This window comes from Novosphingobium sediminis (assembly GCF_007991615.1).
Lineage (GTDB): Bacteria > Pseudomonadota > Alphaproteobacteria > Sphingomonadales > Sphingomonadaceae > Novosphingobium > Novosphingobium sediminis.
On sequence record NZ_BJYR01000018.1, the window covers coordinates 175,760 to 193,105 of the forward strand.

17 protein-coding genes are annotated in these 17,346 nt (G+C 64.8%); 11 read left to right on the top strand and 6 right to left on the bottom strand.

The window, feature by feature from the left end; genetic code table 11:
* Positions 1 to 152: 152 nt before the first annotated feature.
* Complete coding sequence (locus NSE01_RS14115) at positions 153 to 2,222, bottom strand: molybdopterin-dependent oxidoreductase (RefSeq protein ID WP_147160279.1); 2,070 nt, start codon at positions 2,220 to 2,222, stop codon at positions 153 to 155.
* A 183-nt stretch (positions 2,223 to 2,405) separates the two neighbouring features.
* Here NSE01_RS14115 and NSE01_RS14120 point away from each other — a divergent pair, with 183 nt between their 5' ends.
* The 5 genes from NSE01_RS14120 to NSE01_RS14140 all read left to right on the top strand — a co-directional run bounded on the left by NSE01_RS14120 (position 2,406) and on the right by NSE01_RS14140 (position 7,276).
* Entirely contained in the window at positions 2,406 to 3,839 is a 1,434-nt protein-coding gene (locus NSE01_RS14120) for a circularly permuted type 2 ATP-grasp protein (RefSeq protein ID WP_147160280.1), read from the top strand.
* Between the two features lie 16 nt (positions 3,840 to 3,855).
* Complete coding sequence (locus NSE01_RS14125; protein ID WP_147160281.1) at positions 3,856 to 4,803, top strand: alpha-E domain-containing protein; 948 nt, start codon at positions 3,856 to 3,858, stop codon at positions 4,801 to 4,803.
* A gap of 29 nt (positions 4,804 to 4,832) precedes the next feature.
* Positions 4,833 to 5,645 (top strand): transglutaminase family protein, encoded by an 813-nt coding sequence (locus NSE01_RS14130; protein ID WP_147160282.1) that lies wholly within the window; start codon positions 4,833 to 4,835, stop codon positions 5,643 to 5,645.
* Between the two features lie 35 nt (positions 5,646 to 5,680).
* Positions 5,681 to 6,421 carry a proteasome-type protease gene (locus NSE01_RS14135; protein WP_147160283.1) on the top strand — a complete coding sequence of 247 codons (741 nt, stop codon included), beginning with the start codon at positions 5,681 to 5,683 and terminating at the stop codon, positions 6,419 to 6,421.
* Between the two features lie 234 nt (positions 6,422 to 6,655).
* Complete coding sequence (locus NSE01_RS14140) at positions 6,656 to 7,276, top strand: response regulator transcription factor (RefSeq protein ID WP_147160284.1); 621 nt, start codon at positions 6,656 to 6,658, stop codon at positions 7,274 to 7,276.
* Positions 7,277 to 7,310: 34 nt separating this feature from the next.
* On the opposite strand, the gene NSE01_RS14145 is transcribed toward NSE01_RS14140, so the two are convergent.
* Complete coding sequence (locus NSE01_RS14145; RefSeq protein ID WP_147160285.1) at positions 7,311 to 7,982, bottom strand: extensin family protein; 672 nt, start codon at positions 7,980 to 7,982, stop codon at positions 7,311 to 7,313.
* Positions 7,983 to 8,141: 159 nt separating this feature from the next.
* Here NSE01_RS14145 and NSE01_RS14150 point away from each other — a divergent pair, with 159 nt between their 5' ends.
* From NSE01_RS14150 to NSE01_RS14170, 5 genes are all read left to right on the top strand, one after another.
* On the top strand, positions 8,142 to 9,278 hold the full coding sequence (locus NSE01_RS14150) for a phosphoserine transaminase (protein WP_147160286.1): 1,137 nt from the start codon (positions 8,142 to 8,144) through the stop codon (positions 9,276 to 9,278).
* A 66-nt stretch (positions 9,279 to 9,344) separates the two neighbouring features.
* Complete coding sequence (gene serA / locus NSE01_RS14155; RefSeq protein WP_147160287.1) at positions 9,345 to 10,931, top strand: phosphoglycerate dehydrogenase; 1,587 nt, start codon at positions 9,345 to 9,347, stop codon at positions 10,929 to 10,931.
* Between the two features lie 198 nt (positions 10,932 to 11,129).
* On the top strand, positions 11,130 to 11,546 hold the full coding sequence (locus NSE01_RS14160; protein WP_147160288.1) for a YybH family protein: 417 nt from the start codon (positions 11,130 to 11,132) through the stop codon (positions 11,544 to 11,546).
* 75 nt (positions 11,547 to 11,621) lie between these two features.
* A complete protein-coding gene (locus NSE01_RS14165) occupies positions 11,622 to 12,929 on the top strand; it encodes an NAD(P)/FAD-dependent oxidoreductase (RefSeq protein WP_147160289.1) in 1,308 nt (435 codons plus the stop codon).
* 369 nt (positions 12,930 to 13,298) lie between these two features.
* Entirely contained in the window at positions 13,299 to 13,658 is a 360-nt protein-coding gene (locus NSE01_RS14170) for a CZB domain-containing protein (RefSeq protein ID WP_147160290.1), read from the top strand.
* A gap of 81 nt (positions 13,659 to 13,739) precedes the next feature.
* Here the strand turns inward: NSE01_RS14170 and NSE01_RS14175 are convergent, their stop codons facing one another.
* Positions 13,740 to 14,519 (bottom strand): SDR family NAD(P)-dependent oxidoreductase, encoded by a 780-nt coding sequence (locus tag NSE01_RS14175; protein ID WP_147160291.1) that lies wholly within the window; start codon positions 14,517 to 14,519, stop codon positions 13,740 to 13,742.
* A gap of 247 nt (positions 14,520 to 14,766) precedes the next feature.
* On the opposite strand from NSE01_RS14175, the gene NSE01_RS14180 reads away from it, so the two are divergent.
* A complete protein-coding gene (locus tag NSE01_RS14180; RefSeq protein WP_147160292.1) occupies positions 14,767 to 15,885 on the top strand; it encodes an ATP phosphoribosyltransferase regulatory subunit in 1,119 nt (372 codons plus the stop codon).
* Here the strand turns inward: NSE01_RS14180 and arsC are convergent.
* Genes arsC through NSE01_RS14195 form a run of 3 tightly spaced genes read right to left on the bottom strand, consistent with a single transcriptional unit; the run spans position 15,882 to position 17,295 of the window.
* Positions 15,882 to 16,292 (bottom strand): arsenate reductase (glutaredoxin), encoded by a 411-nt coding sequence (gene arsC / locus NSE01_RS14185; protein WP_147160293.1) that lies wholly within the window; start codon positions 16,290 to 16,292, stop codon positions 15,882 to 15,884. The genes NSE01_RS14180 and arsC overlap by 4 nt on opposite strands.
* Positions 16,289 to 16,951 carry an MIP/aquaporin family protein gene (locus NSE01_RS14190; RefSeq protein ID WP_147160294.1) on the bottom strand — a complete coding sequence of 221 codons (663 nt, stop codon included), beginning with the start codon at positions 16,949 to 16,951 and terminating at the stop codon, positions 16,289 to 16,291. The genes arsC and NSE01_RS14190 overlap by 4 nt, the downstream gene beginning before the upstream one ends.
* Entirely contained in the window at positions 16,948 to 17,295 is a 348-nt protein-coding gene (locus NSE01_RS14195) for an ArsR/SmtB family transcription factor (RefSeq protein WP_147160295.1), read from the bottom strand. The genes NSE01_RS14190 and NSE01_RS14195 overlap by 4 nt, the downstream gene beginning before the upstream one ends.
* Positions 17,296 to 17,346: the final 51 nt, after the last annotated feature.

The following is a 17,346-nucleotide window of genomic DNA, read 5'->3' on the forward strand; positions in this document are numbered from 1 at the left end:
TCCTGGTTTGGCTGACATTCGCAATGGGCGCTTCCGTATGGGTGGTGTTGGGCCCAGCAAAGCGAGACACTGCGGATTGAATGCCCAGATGCTGACGTCCGCTAACCACCAATCCCTGCCGCTCGGCTAACCGCCCAACCAGCCCACGCCGCCTAGGCTGCCGCTACTTCCACCTGCACGCCCGATAGCGCCGCATTCCCTGATAGCGGATCGAGCGCGCCGGACTCTGTCAGCGCGTTGGCGCTGACGCCGGCGCGGGCGCGTGCCACTTGCATGGCCATGCCGGGCAGATCATGCCCCCAGCCGTGCGGGATAGAGACGGTGCCAGGCATCATGTCGTCGGTCACTTCGGCGGGGATGGTCACTTCGCCCGAGGACGAGCGGACTGTGGCCATGTCGCCATCAGCAAGGCCCGCCGCCGCCGCGTCGTCCGGGTGGATCATCAGCGTGCAGCGATTGGGCCCTTTGGTGAGGCGGTGGCTGTTGGCGAGCCATGAGTTGTTGGTGCGCAAGTGTCGCCGCCCGATCAGGGTAAGCTTGCCCCCCTCTGCAGGGATGCCCTCCGCAGGCACATCGAGCGCGCCGAGGGCCTCCATGAAGGCGGGCACCGCGCAATGGATCTGCTGGTCGTCGCTGCGCAGGCGTTCGGGCAGCACGCCCGCTTTCGGTGGGCCGAAATCGAGGCCGGAGGGCGCAGCTTCCACTTCGGCCAACGAGACCTTGTAGGGGCCGTTCTTCAGCATGTGATCGAGCGCCTCGCGCGGGGTCGGCTCCTGCACCGGCTGGCCGCTGATCGCCTGCGCCAGCCCGCGCAGGATTTCCCAGTCGTGCAGGGCCTCGGGGTCCTCGCGCTCCAGCGTGGGCTTGGAATAAGCGGCGATATTGCGCACCGCCATCGGCAGCAGGAACAGGCCGTAATGGTCGCGCTCCAAGGGCCCCGTCGGCGGCAGGATATAATGCGCGCGGCGGCTGGTGGCGTTGCGGTACATGTCGACCGAAACCATCAGCTCAAGGCTTGCCAGCGCCCTGTCGAGCCGGGGGCCGTTGGGCGTCGAAAGCACCGGATTGCCCGCCACCACGAACAGCGCCTTGATCTGGCCTTCGCCGGGTGTCTCGATCTCCTCGGCCAGCGCGGCTGCGGGAAATTCGCCCAGCACCGACTTGTGCTGCGAAACGCGCGAGGTGAACTTGCCCAGCGATCCGCGCGGGAACATCGCCAGCGTATCGAGCGCCGGGATAGGGAACACCGTCCCGCCCTCGCGGTCCAATTGCCCCGCCGCGATATTGATGAGCGCGATGAGCCACGCATTGAGCGTGCCGTGCTGCTGCGTTGCGATGCCGAGCCGGCCATAAAGCGCGGCAGGGCCTGCGGTGAGGCGCTCGGCCAGCCAGGCCACGTCCTCCGCCGCCACGCCCGATGCGGCAAGGCAAGCCGCATCGTCGAAGCGCGCCAGCAGCGCCGCGACGTCGTCCAGCCCGCCCACGAAGTCCTGCACCGGCTGATGCGGCCTGCGTGCCAGCACTGCCTTGAGCAGCGCCACCAGCAGGAACACATCGCTCGCGGGCTTCACGAACACATGCCGGTCCGCGATCTTTGCCGTCTCGGTCCGGCGCGGATCGATCACCACCAGTTGCCCGCCGCGCGCCTTCAGCGCCCGCGCGCGATTGCGAAAATCGGGTACGGTCCACACCGAACCGTTCGAAGCCATCGGATTGCCGCCAATGATGATGAGCGTCTCGGTCCGGTCGATGTCCGGAATGCCGAACATGCTGGCGTGGCCATACATCAGCAGGTTCGCCACCTGATGCGGCATCTGGTCCACCGTGCTCGCCGAAAACTGGCTCTTCGTGCCGAGCGCCTTGGTCAGGTGATGCGCGTTGAGCGCATTGCCATAGGAGTGCGCGTTGGGATTGCCGATGTAAGTCGCGGTGCTGGCCGGATCGCGGGCAAGGATGGCGCGGGTCTTCTCGCCGATCTCGGCAAAGGCCTGCTCCCAGCTGATTTCGTGCCATTCCTCACCCACGCGCTTTTGCGGCGCGCGCAGGCGATCGGGATCGTTCTGCAGGTCTTCCAGCGCGGTCGCCTTGGGGCAGATGTGTCCGCGCGAGAGGGGGTTGTCGGGATCGCCCTTGATCGACACGATCTGGCGTCCTTCGACTTCCACCAGCACGCCGCAATTGGCCTCGCAGATATGGCAGGTGCGGTGATGGATCTCGCCCATGGCTTGCTCTCTCCCGGAAATTAGCCGTGCGGTTAAACGTGTCACCTGCGCGCGGCCATGGCAAGCGCGAAGCGGTGAAACACTTCGCCGCGCAATCCGGTTACAATTTTGTCTCGCAGGTGCAGCATTGCGCTTGGCAAAGCCGCTGCGCTGTGCAAGCTTCGTCCCAATCGGGATGATCGCATGAAAGCAGCCTCGCCCTCGTCATACGACGAGATGTTCACCGCCGATGGTGCGGTGCGCCCGGCCTATCGCGGCTACAACGAGTGGTACGCCCAGCAACCGGCAGACCTGCTCCGCCGCAAGGGAACCGAGGCAGAGGCCTTCTTCCGCCGCACCGGCATCACCTTCAACGTCTATGGCAGCGAGGACGCCGAGGAGCGTCTGATCCCGTTCGACATGGTGCCGCGCATCATCACCGCGCACCAGTGGCGCCGCCTCTCGCGCGGGATCGAGCAGCGTGTGCGGGCGCTCAATGCGTTCCTGCATGATCTTTACCATCGTCAGGAAATCGTCCGTTCGGGACGCCTGCCCGCGCGGCTGCTTGAAAAGAACCCGGCCTTCCTGCCCCAGATGGTCGGCTTCACGCCGCCGGGCGGGGTTTACACCCATATCGTCGGCATCGATCTCGTCCGCACGGGCGAGGACGAGTTCATGGTGCTCGAAGACAACGCGCGCACGCCCTCGGGGGTCTCCTACATGCTGGAGAACCGCGAGACGATGATGGCGATGTTCCCCGAATTGTTCACCCGCGTCCGCGTGCGGGAGGTTTCGGACTATCCCCGCCGCCTTGCTCGCAGCCTTGCCGCCTGCCTGCCGCCTGCCGCGAAGGGCCACCAGCCGGTCGTCGCGGTGCTCACGCCGGGCATCTACAATTCCGCCTATTTCGAACATGCGTTTCTGGCAGATCAGATGGGCGCCGAGCTCGTCGAAGGCAGCGATCTGCGTATCGAGAACGGCCGCATCGCGATGCGCACCACGCAGGGCTACCAGCCGATCGACGTGCTCTACCGGCGGGTCGACGATGATTATCTCGATCCGCTCACCTTCAATCCGGAAAGCCAGCTCGGCGTTTCGGGCATCATGGACGTCTACCGCGCAGGTGGCATCACCATTGCCAATGCGCCGGGCACCGGCATCGCCGACGACAAGGCGATCTACTCGTTCATGCCGGAAATCGTCGAATTCTACACCGGCGAGAAGCCGATCCTGCAGAACGTCCCCACCTGGCGCTGCTCCGAACCGGACGCGCTGAAATACGTGCTCGAACACCTTTCGGAGCTTGTGGTGAAGGAAGTCCACGGCTCGGGCGGCTATGGCATGTTGATCGGGCCGACCTCGTCGAAGAAGGAAATCGCCGCCTTCGCCGCCAAGCTTGCCGCGCGCCCGCACAACTACATCGCGCAGCCGACGCTTTCGCTCTCCACCGTCCCCATCCTCAGCCGCGCCGGGCTCACCCCGCGCCATGTGGACCTGCGGCCCTTCGTGCTGGTTTCCCCCGCCGGGATCGACATCACGCCCGGCGGCCTCACGCGCGTCGCGCTCAAGAAGGGCTCGCTGGTGGTGAACTCGTCGCAAGGCGGGGGCACCAAGGATAGCTGGGTACTGGACGACTGATGGCCGAGGTGTTCCCATGCTAGGCCGCAGCGCAAACGGCATCTTCTGGCTGTTCCGCAATCTTGAGCGGGCGGAAAACACCGCGCGCCTGATCGAGGCCGGCTTCCGCATGGCGCTGACCCGCGAGGCCTGCGATGCGAGCGACGAGTGGCGCTCGGTCATCGTCACACTCGGCCTGCGCGGGCTCTACGAAGCGAAGTTCGGCACCGATTACGCCGGGCCGAACGTCATCAACTTCATCCTGCGCGACAAGGACAATCCCGGCAACGTCCTCACCATGTGCGAACTTGCCCGCACCAACGCGCGCATGGTCCGCGCCGGGATCACGCGTGAGGTGTGGGAATCGGTCAACGATAATTGGCTGCGCATGCGCGATCTGTTGGCGCGCCCGGTCACCGAAACCCGCCTCGGCGATGTGCTTGATTCTCTCCGCCGCCAATCGACGCAGGTGCGCGGTGCGATGGAAGGCACGATGCTGCGCAACGAGATCTACAATTTCGCGCGGATCGGCAGCTTCATCGAGCGCGCCGACAACACCGCACGCATCCTCGATGTGAAGTATTACGTGCTGCTGCCTTCGATCTCCTATGTCGGTTCCAGCCTTGATAACGTGCAGTGGGAGAACGTGCTGCGCAGCCTTGCCGGTGAGCGCGCCTACCGCTGGCTCAATGCAGGCCGCATGGAAGCGCGCGGCATTGCCGAGTTCCTCATTCTCGACAGCCGGTTCCCGCGCAGCCTTGCGTTCTGCTACGGCAAGCTGCGTTCGAACCTTGAGCACCTTGCACGCGAGTATGGCAGCGAGACCGATGCCCATGCCATCTTGCGTGAGGCGGACTGCGACCTGCACAGCACCACGATCGACGCTATCTTCGAGCAGGGCCTGCACGAATACATCGCGCAGTTCATCAACCGGAACACCCGGCTCGCCAATCAGATCCAGTACGACTATCGCTTTATCGACTAAACCTTTTCGGGATTGAGGGAATTTCGCGCTTGCGGCTCTGGGTTGATCATACCACGCACTACTCGTTTTCCGCCCCTGCCGCGCGCGGGCTGCAGCGCCTGCGCCTTACGCCCAAGACGAGCGCGGGGCAGTCGATCGCCGAGTGGAAAATCGGCCTTGAAGGCGCGCGCAAGGAAGTCGAGTACGACGACGAGAACGCCAACCACGTCACCCTGATCGCGTTCGAGCCGGGCGTTACCGAAGTGACGATCCGCTGCGAAGGCGTTGTCGATACCAACGACAACTCCGGCATTGTCGGCAACCACGCCGGCTATCTCCCGCTCTGGCACTTCCGCCAGCCGACCGAACTGACCAGCACCGGGCCGCGCGTGCGCTCGCTCCTCTCGGGCCTTGCGGGCAAGCAGGATACGCTGGAGAAGCTCCACGCGCTTTCGGCGCTCATTCGCGGCGCCGTGGAGTATGCATCGGGCCATACCGATACGGCGAGCAACGCCGAAGCCGTGCTCGCGGCGGGGCACGGCGTGTGCCAGGATCATGCCCACGTGTTCATCGCCGCTGCCCGCGCGCTCGGCGTGCCCGCGCGCTACGTCAGCGGCTACCTGATGATGAACGACCGCGTCGAACAGGACGCCGGCCACGCCTGGGCCGAAGCGATGGTCGATGGGCTCGGTTGGGTGGGCTTCGATGTTTCCAACGGCATCTGCCCCGATCCGCACTATGTCCGCGTTGCCACGGGCCGGGACTACCGTGACGCCGCGCCGATCACCGGTATCCGCTATGGGGCGTATGACGAAACGTTGCACGTGAAGCTTGCCGTTGCCCAGCAGCGTGTGGAACAGTGAACCCGCGCACGAGTCCGGATAAGGAAGCAGGGCCGATGACGTATTGTGTGGGGATGGTGCTCGACAAGGGCCTGGTGCTGATGAGCGATACCCGCACGAATTCGGGTGTCGACAATATCTCCACCTTCCGGAAGATGTTCAGCTGGTCGGTGCCGGGCGAACGGATCATCTCGATCATGACCGCGGGCAATCTCGCGACCACGCAAGCGGTCATCAGTCAGCTGGAGGAACGCACCAAGGCGCCGGTTGAGCGCCGGCCCTCGATCCTCGAAGCGCCGACGATGTTCCAGATCGCGACGATCGTCGGCCATCTGCTGCGCGATGTAATCGAAGGGCGGCAGGATGCCGGGATGCAGGGAGAAGGCCCGCGCTTCACCGCCTCGATGATCGTGGCGGGTCAGATCAAGGACATGGAGCCGCGCCTTTTCCTGATCTACCCCGAAGGCAATTTCATCGAAGCCTCGTTCGATACGCCCTTCTTCCAGATCGGTGAGACCAAGTACGGCCGACCGATCCTCGTGCGCGGCTATGACAAGGGCATGAGCTTCGAGGACGCGGTCAAGCTCCTCATGGTCTCGTTCGATTCGACGCTGGCCGCCAATCTCTCGGTCGGCCTGCCGTTCGATCTCATGGTGATCGAACGCGACAAGTTCGAGCCACTCCACCAGAAGCGCATCACGGCTGAAGATCCCTTCTTCAAGCTGATCTCGTCGAGTTGGGGCGAGGCGCTGCGTTCGGCGTTCTATTCGCTGCCGGATTACGCCTTCGACGATTAGGGGCGCCCGGCGCGACATCGTTAACGCAGTGCCAGTCCTAAGGAGAACCCCTTATCCAAATGGGTTCATTCTGCGGGGTGCGCCGAAGGAGCGATACTAAGCACCATTGCGTCCATTACGGAGAATAATTCCCTTAGGAAATGGCGTAGATAGCGGCGTGTGGCCCCTGTTGTGGGTTCAGAACGAAACTAACCTCGTTGGCGCAAGGGGCGGGGATCATGGTTTGGTTAACCCATGATCGAACGCGTCACCCTCCATATCCTCGATAGCGACTCAGCCCGCAGGGCCCAACTCGCTCGTCTCGCATTTGCCGCAGGGCATCATGCGGAAATCTACGCCCACGCGGATGAGCTTTTGAGCCATGCGCCGTCGGGCGGCCTTGTCCTTGCGCAGGATGAGCCGGTGGGCGAGGGGATATCCAACCTCGTCGCGGCCATGATGCGCGCCGGGCAGTGGCTCCCGATCATCGCGATTGCTGAGGCGCCGACGATCGACGCGGTGGTCTCGGGGATCAAGGCCGGTGCGCTGGACTACCTCACAGTGCCCGAACAGATCGCCCCTCTTAACGAAGCCGTGGCCCGCAGCGCGCGCGAAGCCGATACCCAGCGCCTGCAGCGCGCCCGCGCTGCCGAAGCCCGCCAGCGCATCAGCCGCCTCTCGATGAGGGAGCGCGAAGTGCTCGACCGGCTGGCCGAAGGATGCAGTAACAAGGCCATCGCGCGCGAACTGGAAATCAGCCCGCGCACCGTGGAAATCCACCGCATGAAGATGATGGGCAAACTCGGCGCGCGCCATGCTGCCGAAGCGGTGCGCCTGCGCATCGAAGCGACCGGTCTGGGCGGTCTCGCCGCCTGAAGGTTGGGGCAGGGGCTGGGCCTTCAGTTCCTGCTCAGTGGCAGAAGGGCTTTCCACCGCCGACTTCGAGGTGGAAGTGATCGCGGTGCGCGGCATTGTATTGCGGGGTTAACACAGTCCCGAAGCGCTTGCAGGCGCTGTCCCGGATCGTCGCGAGGAAGGCGCGGATCTGCGGGTCTTCGCTGTCCCAATCGCGCAGCACGGTGATGCGCCGACCATCGGCCAGCACGAAGCCGCTGACGTCGACGGCATTTGCGCTGGCGTGGCCGCTAAGGCGGCTGGTGCCCGCGACGTTGCGGCACGAATAGCTGCCCATCGTTTCGATTCGCGCCAGCGGACTGCCAAGGATCGCCTTGGCCGCGCGGTCCACGCCGAAGCGGGCCCAACCGGAAATGGTGTTGGCCAATGGGCAGGTAACGGGGCCGAGGTTCGAGATTTCCAGCATCCCGCTGTCGCTGCGCAGCGATGCCAGTCGCACCGCGCCGACCGCAGAACAGCCTGCGCCGTAATACTGGTCCGGCAAGGGAGTGAAGTTTGCGTAGGACTGGCTGAGATTGGCGAGGCACAGCCGCCCTTCCGGCGCGATCGGCGGATTCCACGTGGTCGCGCTGCGCGCCGGCCGCGGGGCTGGCTCGTATGAGCTGGCACACCCGGCAAGCAGCACCGGAAGCGTAAGCGCAAGCGTGAGAGCTAGCGGTCGGACCATGCGGGCATTGTGCCGCGTCCTTGGTTAATTTGCGATTAGGATCGCGCTTAAGGGAAGCCCTGCTGCGATGACAGGTTGACACATCCCCCCCTGCCACTATGCACGGCGCCGGGCCACGCGGTCCCAACGCCGCGCGTGCTCTCTGCAAGGAGAGACTACATGACTGCTTCGCTTCCCGCGCGCAAACCTGCGCGTCCTCACTTCTCGTCCGGCCCCTGCGCCAAGCCGCCCGGATACGATCCCGCCAAACTCGCCACCGAAGTGCTCGGGCGTTCGCATCGCTCGAAGATCGGCAAGACGCGCCTTCAGCTGTGCATCGATCTGATGCGCGAAGTGCTTCGCCTGCCGGATACGCACCGCATCGGCGTGGTTCCGGGTTCGGACACCGGCGCTTTTGAAATGGCGATGTGGACGATGCTGGGCGCCCGCGGCGTGACCACGCTGGCGTGGGAAAGCTTCGGTGAGGGCTGGGTTACCGACGCCGCCAAGCAGCTCAAGCTCGATCCCACGGTGATCCGCGCCGATTACGGCCAGCTGCCCGATCTCTCCGCCGTCAACTTTGCTGACGACGTGTTGTTCACCTGGAACGGCACCACCTCGGGCGTGCGCGTTCCGAACGGTGACTGGATCCCGGACGACCGCGAAGGCCTGACTTTCGCCGACGCCACCAGCGCGGTTTTCGCCTACGACATTCCGTGGGACAAGATCGACGTCGCCACCTTCTCCTGGCAGAAGGTGCTGGGCGGTGAAGGCGGCCACGGCGTGCTGATCCTCGGCCCCCGCGCCGTCGAACGCCTTGAAACCTACACCCCCGCCTGGCCGCTCCCCAAGGTGTTCCGCCTCGTCTCCAAGGGCAAGCTCACCGAGGGCGTGTTCAAGGGCGAGACGATCAACACCCCGTCGATGCTCGCGGTCGAAGACGCGATCTTCGCGCTCGAATGGGCCAAGTCGCTCGGCGGCCTCGAAGGCCTCAAGGCGCGCTGCGCGGCCAATGCCGCCGCGCTCGACAAGCTGGTTTCCGAACGCAGCTGGCTCGGCCACCTCGCCGCCGATCCCGCCTCGCGCTCGATGACCTCGGTTTGCCTCACCGTCGAAGGCGCGGACGAAGCCCTCATCAAGGCCTTCGCTGGCCTGCTCGAGAAGGCAGGCGCGGCCTATGACGTTGCGGGCTACCGCGATGCCCCTCCGGGCCTGCGCATCTGGTGCGGCGCAACTGTCGATGCGGCAGATATCGCCGATCTCGGTCCGTGGCTCGATTGGGCCTGGGCTGAAGTCAAGGCTACCGCAGCCGCCTGATCTCCCGGCACCCCCCGCTGCGGCGGGGGATGGCCGTCTGCACCCCGATTCCCAAGGACATTTCCCATGACCAAGCCACGCGTTCTCATTTCCGACAAGATGGATCCCAACGCCGCCCGCATTTTCGAAGAAAAGGGCTGCGACGTAGACGTCATCACCGGTGAAACCCCCGAACAGCTAATCGCCCGCATCGGCGAATATGATGGCCTCGCCATCCGCTCCTCGACCAAGGTGACCAAGGCGATCCTCGATGCCGCGACCAACCTCAAGGTCATCGGCCGCGCCGGCATCGGCGTCGACAACGTCGATATCCCCTATGCCTCGGGCAAGGGCGTCGTCGTGATGAACACCCCGTTCGGCAACTCGATCACCACCGCCGAACACGCCATCGCCCTCATGTTCGCGCTCGCCCGCCAGATCCCCGAAGCCAACGCGCAGACGCAGGCTGGCCTGTGGCCGAAGAACGGCTTCATGGGCGTTGAAGTCACCGGCAAGACGCTCGGCCTGATCGGCGCGGGCAACATCGGCTCCATCGTCGCGAGCCGCGCGCTCGGCCTCAAGATGAAGGTCGTTGCCTACGATCCCTTCCTCACGCCCGAACGCGCGATCGAGATGGGCGTCGAGAAGGCGGACCTCGATACGCTGCTCGCCAAGGCAGACTTCATCACGCTGCACACCCCGCTCACCAGCGAGACGAAGAACATTCTCAGCCGCGAGAACCTCGGCAAGACCAAGAAGGGCGTGCGCATCATCAACTGCGCGCGCGGCGGCCTGATCGACGAAGCCGCGCTCAAGGACCTGATGGATGCCGGCCACATCGCCGGCGCCGCGCTCGACGTGTTCGAGACCGAGCCTGCCAAGGAATCGCCGCTGTTCGGCACGCCGAACTTCATTTGCACCCCGCACCTCGGAGCCAGCACGACCGAAGCGCAAGTCAACGTCGCCCTTCAGGTCGCCGAGCAAATGGCCGAATTCCTCACCACCGGCGGCGTGACGAACGCGCTCAACATGCCGAGCCTCTCGGCCGAAGAAGCGCCGAAGCTGAAGCCCTACATGGCACTTGCGGAACGTCTGGGCTCGCTGGTCGGCCAGCTCGCCCATGACAACCTGACCAAGATCGCCATCGAGGTGGAAGGCGCCGCCGCGCAGCTCAATCAGAAGCCGATCACCGGTGCCGTTCTGGCGGGCCTGATGAAGCAGTATTCGCAGACCGTGAACATGGTCAACGCGCCGTTCCTCGCCAAGGAGCGCGGGCTCGATGTTCGCGAGGTCCGTCACGACCGCGAAGGCATCTACCACACCATGGTCCGTGTTACCGTCGGCACCGCGCAGGGTGATCGCTCGGTCGCGGGCACGCTGTTCGGCAACGGCGATCCGCGCCTCGTCGAGATCTTCGGCATCGGCATCGAAGCCGATCTCGCGGGCGATATGCTCTACATCGTCAACACCGACGCGCCGGGTTTCATCGGCTCGATCGGTACGCTGCTGGGCAAGGCCGGGATCAACATCGGCACCTTCCACCTCGGCCGCCGCGAGGCCGGCGGTGAAGCCGTGCTGCTGCTCTCGGTCGATAGCCCGGTCACCGAAGCCGTGCTCGCCGAAGCCCGCACCGTGCCGGGCGTGCGCACCGTCCGCGCGCTGAAGTTCAGCTGATCGGTAGCGTCTGCATCCTTCGACAGGCTCAGGATGAGCGGGGTTGGTTTGAAGCCAACCTAAACCGCTCGCGCTGAGCTTGTCGAAGCACCGCCCACAACACCCGCCCCAAAGGGCGACGCCCTGCGCGCCATTTGACCCGGCCCCGAAAGCCCCATAGCCTGCGCCCCGGGGACCATTCCTTCGGGGGCTTTTCATATGCGCAAGACACTTCTCGCCGCAGCCATTCTCGCCTGCACCGCCACACCGGCGCTTGCCAACGACAACGCGATGATTCAGGCCGCTGACGACGCGCTTGCAGCGGCGTTCAACAAGGGTGACGGCGCCGCCGTCGGCGCGATGTACGCGCCAGACGCCACGATGCTCCCCGGTGACAACAAGCTCTACAAGGGCGCAGACATCACCGCCTTCTGGGTCGGCGCGACCAGCGCGCTGGCCAACCTCAAGCTCACGGTCCTCGAAACCGAACGCCTTTCGCCCACCTACATCCGCGAAATCTCGCGCGTCGAATACGACACCAAGGGCGACAAGTCCGTCCACGCCAACGTCACCGCCGTCGTCGTCTACAAGCTGGTGAACGGCAAGTGGATGCTCTGGACCGACATCTTCCATTGATCCCTGGATGGCCTTCTCCTCTTCAGGGGAGAGGGTGGGGTGAGAGGAATGTAACGGCCAAGGGCGCAGTCCGAAATGTCTGAAAGTACCACTTACGACGCGGTCATCATCGGTGCCGGCGTCATCGGCTGCGCCATCGCGCTCGATCTCGCCCGGCGCGGCCTGCGCACCCTGAACGTGGACCGCGGCCCCGCACCGGGGCACGGCTCCACTTCCTGGTCCGCTGCGATCATCCGGCCCTACTACTCGACCACGGACGGCACTGCGCTCGCTTTCGAAGCCCACTTCGCGTGGCAGAACTGGGAAGAATACCTCGGCTATCGCCCCGAAAGCGCGCTGCACTACCACGAAATCGGCTGTCTCGTGCTTGAGGCGGCGGAAAACCGCAAGCTCGCAGGGACGCGCTCCATCATGCGCGAAGTTGGTGTTCCGTTCACCAATGTGGCGACAAGCGATCTTCCCGAATGGCTCCCCGGCGCGGACCTCCGCCAGTTCAGCCCGGCGCGCCGGATCGATGATCCGCAGTTCGGCGAAACCGCAGGCGATCCCATCACCGGCGCGATGTTCTGCCCCACGGGCGGCTACATCAGTGATCCCCAACTCGCCACGGCCCAGATCGCGGGAGCAGTCGAGCATGCCGGCGGCCATTTCCGCTTCAACGACACAGTGCTCGCCATCCATCAGTCCGCCGGAAGGATCACCGGCCTCACTTGCGAAAAGAGCGGCCTGATCCACACGCCGATCATCATCAACGCCGCCGGCCCGGCCTCCCGCTGGGTGAACGAACTCGCCGGCGCGCACCACCCTGACCAGATCAGCACCCGCCCGATGCGGCAGGAAGTCGCTACCGTCCCCATGCCGCAGGCCCCTCAAGGCCCCAGCCTTCGCTATGTCCTCACCGATGCGGACTGCGGCATCTACATGCGCCCGGAGCAATCCGGCCACCTCCTGATCGGCTCGCTCGAACCGGCCTGCGACACCCTCGAATACCTCGATAGCGAAGACTACGAGACCAGCCTCACCGAACAATGGACCAACCAGGTCTGGCGCGCCGCCCTGCGCTTTCCAAGCCTTGGCATCCCCAACATCGCCCAAGGTTTCGCCGCGCTCTACGACGTCAGCGAGGACTGGATCCCGGTCTACGACCGCAGCGACATCGAAGGCTATTTCACCGCCATCGGCACCAGCGGCAACCAGTTCAAGAACGCGCCGCTGGTCGGCCAGTTGATGGGCCACCTGATCGAAAGCGTGGCAAACGGCGCCGATCACGATCGCTCACCCCTGCAATTCCGCCTCCCCGCAACAGGCCGCGCCATAGACCTCGCCGCGTTCTCCCGCCTGCGCCCCATCAACCGGGCGAGCAGCTTTTCGGTGCTGGGGTAACCCGCGAAGACGGATGATACGCCCCTCCGTTTCCGGCGAGGGGCGCGCGGCCTGTGGCCCTTCAATAGGGCAACGCCAGAAGGAATGCAGCGTCCGGCGGGCAAGGGTCACAGCCCTTTCGTCCCCATAATCTTCGCGGGCCGCCCACGCCGCCGTCCCTGCGGCCTGCTCCTCGTCTTTCCCGCGCGGGCGTGAACCAGGGCCTCACCTGCAAAAAGATTTAAGGGAAAGTACGGCGCCGCAATATTCCATAGATTAACGGCGAATGGATACAGCCAAAATACCAAATAACTGCTGGCTCGCGAAAGTTCTTTCCGGCCAAATTCGGTCAATATGGCCGGTCATGACATCAATTGAGGAGCCTACCAAATGTCTGAATTTCTCGACAGAGCCATGATGACCCACAGTGCTGTCAAGAACCGCCTCGTCAGGGCCATCAAGGGCGAGGAAAACATCGACTACAACACCATCAAGCGTGACGATGCTTGCGAGGTCGGCAAGTGGATCTACGGTGAAGGCGGGCAAAAACACGCAACGTCCCAGATTTTCCAGGAGTTCAGGAGAACCCACGCGGAGTTTCACCAGTGCGCTTCAAACGTCCTTCTTCTGCATCGCAACGGCAAGGTGGCCGAAGCCAATGCCGAGTTGCAGCGCGGCAGCTTTGAGCAGAAATCGATGGAAATCGGCTCCTGCATCGTGCGGATGAAGAAAGATCCCTCCTTCTGGTAGGCGTTCACCTGCACTCGAGCCGGCAAAGCCCCCACGAAAGTCGGGGGCTTTTTCGTTTCAACATGCTTCTGCAAACCCGCTTCAGTCGATGGTCGAAGCCCCGTCCACCACCAGGCTGCTGCCCACCGCGAACGACGAGCGATCCGAGAGCAGCCACATCACCGCTTCGGCCACTTCGCTGGGCTGGCCGAGGCGGCCAATCGGATGATTGGCGACCGCCGCATCATGCACGCCGGGCGTCTGAAACAGTTCAGCCGTCAGATCGGTATAGATGAACGCCGGGCACACGGCGTTGATGCGGATGCCTTGCGCCGCATATTCGAGCGCGGCGGTCTTGGTCAGTCCGACGACCGCATGCTTGCTGGCGACATAGGCGCTCTGGCCGGCCCATCCGATGATCGCCGCGGCAGACGCAATATTCACAATCGCCCCGCACCCCTGCGGCTTCATCACGGCAAGCTCGGCCTGCATGCAATGCAGCACGCCCATCACATTGACATCCAGCACACGGGCAAACACCTCCGCCGGATAGTCCATCACATCGGCCGAAGCGCCAACAATCCCGGCGTTGTTGACCGCCCCATCAAGGCCCCCATGAAGCTGCGCCGCCTGCGCAATCGCGCCATGGACATCCGCTGCGGACGTGACATCGCCGGTGTGGCAGCTCACCCGCAGCCCGCGCGCCAGCAGGGGCGCGGCCACGGCTTCGATCGCCGCCAGATCGAGATCTAACAGCGCAAGATGCGCCCCCGCCGCCCCCAGCGCCTCAGCCACCCCGCGCCCGATCCCCGCGCCCGCGCCGCTCACAAACACGGTTCGGCCCGCAAGCCCGCGATCATTCTCCGGCGCAACGTTCGTCATGGCGATGTTCTCTCCCATATGGCCGCCGCCAGAGGCTGAGTGCGCCATCGTTGTGGCCGGCGATCCTTGCAGGATGACCGGATCCGGGCGGATGATCTATGACACCGTGCGCCAGTTTATTACCGCCCACCGCCATGGGCGTCGGCGGCGTGGCCACGCCGCCCATGCAATCGGCGCGCAAGAGGGGCGCAAATGCGGCGCAAATGGGGTTCGCATCCAGCCCGCCGTGGGCTAGGGCGCAGCTGTCATGACCGAACCGAACAACGATCTGCTGCCTGAGGGCCTTGAAGACCGCCTGCCGCGCGAAGCTGCCGCGACGACGCGGGTGATGCGCGCCATTCAGGATGTCATGCACGGCCATGGCTATGATCGCGTGCTGCCGCCGATGATCGAGTTCGAGCGCAGCCTCGCCGCGCGGATGGACGGGATCAATCAGCGCCGCATGTTCCGTTTCGTCGATCCCGCGTCCCTGCGGATGATGGCGCTGCGCAGCGATCACACGCCGCAGATCGGCCGCATCGCCGGCACACGCCTCGCCGCCGCGGCGCGGCCCTTGCGGCTGTGCTATGCGGGGCAGGTTCTTACCATCAAGGGCGATGCGCTCGATCCGGCGCGCGAGCGGTTGCAGTGCGGCGCAGAGCTGATCGGGGCGGACAATGTCGCCGCCGCCTGCGAAGTCGTCGCCGTCGCCATCGAGGCGCTGCGGGCAGCTGGCGCGAGAGGGATCAGCGTCGATTTCACGCTGCCCGATCTCGTCGATACGCTGGCCGAAAAGGCATTCCCGCTGGAACCGCAGCAGATCGAAGCGGTGCGGCGCGAGCTTGATACCAAGGACGCCGGCGGCCTCGTCGATGCGGGCGGAGAGGCTTACGTCCCGCTGCTCTATGCCACCGGCGATTTCGAGACGGCGATCGAGAAGCTCGCCGCCATCGACGCCGGCGGCGCGCTGGCGAGCCGCATCGCGGCGCTGCGCGCAATTGCTGGCGCACTCGGCGGCGCGGCGCGGCTCACACTCGACCCATCGGAGCGGCATGGCTTCGAATACCAGTCGTGGCTGGGCTTCACGCTCTATGCCGATGGCGTGCGCGGCACGCTGGGGCGTGGCGGCACCTATCGGATTGCCGGTTCAGGTTCCGGCGAAGTCGCGACCGGCTTCTCGCTCTATCCCGATGGCCTGATCGCGCAAGTCGCCGATGGCGAGAGCGGCGCGGACAGTGTGTTCCTCCCGCTCGGCCATGATCGCGATGTGGCTGCCCGCCTGCGGAGCATCGGTTGGCGCACCGTTGCGGCCCTGAGTGAGACGGACGGCGCCGAGGCGCTCGGCTGCACGCATGTGCTCGCCGGCAGCGAGCCGGTGAAGCTCTAGAGCTTCACGACCTCGCCGTCTTCCTTGGTGAAGCTATCGGGCCGGCGCTCCAGCAGATCGAGCACCAGCTCCGAAGGGCGGCATAGCTTCGCGCCCTTGGGGGTGACGACGATGGGCCGGTTCACGAGGATCGGGTGCTCTACCATCGCGGCAAGGATCGCCTCGTCGGTGGCAGCGGGATCGGTGAGGCCGAGTTCCTCCGCCGGGGTTCCCTTGGTCCGCATGATGTCCCGCGGGGCCGCGCCCATGTCGGCAAGTATCTTGTCCAGCTGCGGACGGGTCCAGCCCGCCTTGACGTACTCGACCACCTCAGGCGCGTAGCCCGCCGCCTCGATCATCGCGAGCGTGTTGCGCGAGGTGCCACACTTGGGGTTGTGGTAGATGGTGATGGGGAAGGTATCGGTCATGCCGGGTCCTCTGCCAGAAGCCAGCCGAACACCGCAAGCGCGATCAGCGCACCCGCGAGTTGTCCGGCAATGAACAGGGGGATCGATGCGGGCGCGATGCCTGCAAACGTATCGGTCAGCCCGCGCGCAAGCGTCACTGCCGGATTGGCGAACGAGGTCGAGGCGGTGAACCAGTAGGCCGAGGTGATGTAGAGCCCGACGGCGACCGGCGTGAACTCCCGCCGCGCATGCGAAACGCCGAGGATCGTGCCGATCAGCCCGAACGTCGCGACGAGTTCGGCAAGTCCTTGTCCCCAGCCATCACGCGCGTGGCCGGAGACCTGCAACATACTCTCGCCAAACATCGCGTGGGCCAGCAAAACGCCGAGCACAGCGCCTGCCAATTGTGCCCCTGTATAGGCAAGCGCTTGCGCGGCGGTCATTTCCCGTCGCAGCCAGACAATCAGCGTCACCGCCGGATTGAATTGCGCGCCGGAAATCGGACCGAAGATATGGATCAGCACGACCAGCCCCGCCCCGGTTGAAAGCGTATTGCCAAGGAGCGCGATGGCATCGTTCCCGCTCGCCAGCCGAGTGCCCATGATGCCTGAGCCGACCACGATGGCGAGCAGCAGCAAAGTGCCAAGCGCCTCGGCCGCAATCCGCCGGGGCAGGTTCATGCCGCCGCTCCGCACGCTGGCATCAACCCGGAAAGCGGTGCGCAGATTTCCGGCGCGCCGCCGCAGCAGTCCTCCATCAGAAATCCCAGCAAGCCTCGCATCGCAGCAAAGTCGGCGGAATAGATCACCGATCGCCCATCCCGGCGCGCGTGGATCAAGCCCGCATGATCGAGAATCGAGAGGTGGGAAGAGAGCGTATTGGGGCGCACCCCGATCTCGCGTGCAATCGCGCCAGCCGGCAGGCCATCCGGCCCGGCCTTCACCAGCAGGCGGAACACGGCCAGCCGGTGCCCTTGCGCGAGGGCGGAAAGCCGATCCACGGCTTGGGGCAGCGAAAGGTTCATGCATCACTCCCGATTCGATATTTCGGCGATAATCGAAATATGACCGGATCG

Coding starts and splice junctions, on each gene's coding strand:
- arsC (WP_147160293.1), bottom strand. CDS start 16,292: ATGACCGATACCTTCCCCATCACCATCTACCACAACCCCAAGTGTGGC.
- NSE01_RS14115 (WP_147160279.1), bottom strand. CDS start 2,222: ATGGGCGAGATCCATCACCGCACCTGCCATATCTGCGAGGCCAATTGC.
- NSE01_RS14195 (WP_147160295.1), bottom strand. CDS start 17,295: ATGAACCTTTCGCTGCCCCAAGCCGTGGATCGGCTTTCCGCCCTCGCG.
- NSE01_RS14120 (WP_147160280.1), top strand. CDS start 2,406: ATGAAAGCAGCCTCGCCCTCGTCATACGACGAGATGTTCACCGCCGAT.
- NSE01_RS14140 (WP_147160284.1), top strand. CDS start 6,656: ATGATCGAACGCGTCACCCTCCATATCCTCGATAGCGACTCAGCCCGC.
- NSE01_RS14180 (WP_147160292.1), top strand. CDS start 14,767: ATGACCGAACCGAACAACGATCTGCTGCCTGAGGGCCTTGAAGACCGC.
- NSE01_RS14135 (WP_147160283.1), top strand. CDS start 5,681: ATGACGTATTGTGTGGGGATGGTGCTCGACAAGGGCCTGGTGCTGATG.
- NSE01_RS14190 (WP_147160294.1), bottom strand. CDS start 16,951: ATGAACCTGCCCCGGCGGATTGCGGCCGAGGCGCTTGGCACTTTGCTG.
- NSE01_RS14150 (WP_147160286.1), top strand. CDS start 8,142: ATGACTGCTTCGCTTCCCGCGCGCAAACCTGCGCGTCCTCACTTCTCG.
- NSE01_RS14175 (WP_147160291.1), bottom strand. CDS start 14,519: ATGACGAACGTTGCGCCGGAGAATGATCGCGGGCTTGCGGGCCGAACC.
- NSE01_RS14165 (WP_147160289.1), top strand. CDS start 11,622: ATGTCTGAAAGTACCACTTACGACGCGGTCATCATCGGTGCCGGCGTC.
- NSE01_RS14170 (WP_147160290.1), top strand. CDS start 13,299: ATGTCTGAATTTCTCGACAGAGCCATGATGACCCACAGTGCTGTCAAG.
- NSE01_RS14160 (WP_147160288.1), top strand. CDS start 11,130: ATGCGCAAGACACTTCTCGCCGCAGCCATTCTCGCCTGCACCGCCACA.
- serA (WP_147160287.1), top strand. CDS start 9,345: ATGACCAAGCCACGCGTTCTCATTTCCGACAAGATGGATCCCAACGCC.
- NSE01_RS14125 (WP_147160281.1), top strand. CDS start 3,856: ATGCTAGGCCGCAGCGCAAACGGCATCTTCTGGCTGTTCCGCAATCTT.
- NSE01_RS14145 (WP_147160285.1), bottom strand. CDS start 7,982: ATGGTCCGACCGCTAGCTCTCACGCTTGCGCTTACGCTTCCGGTGCTG.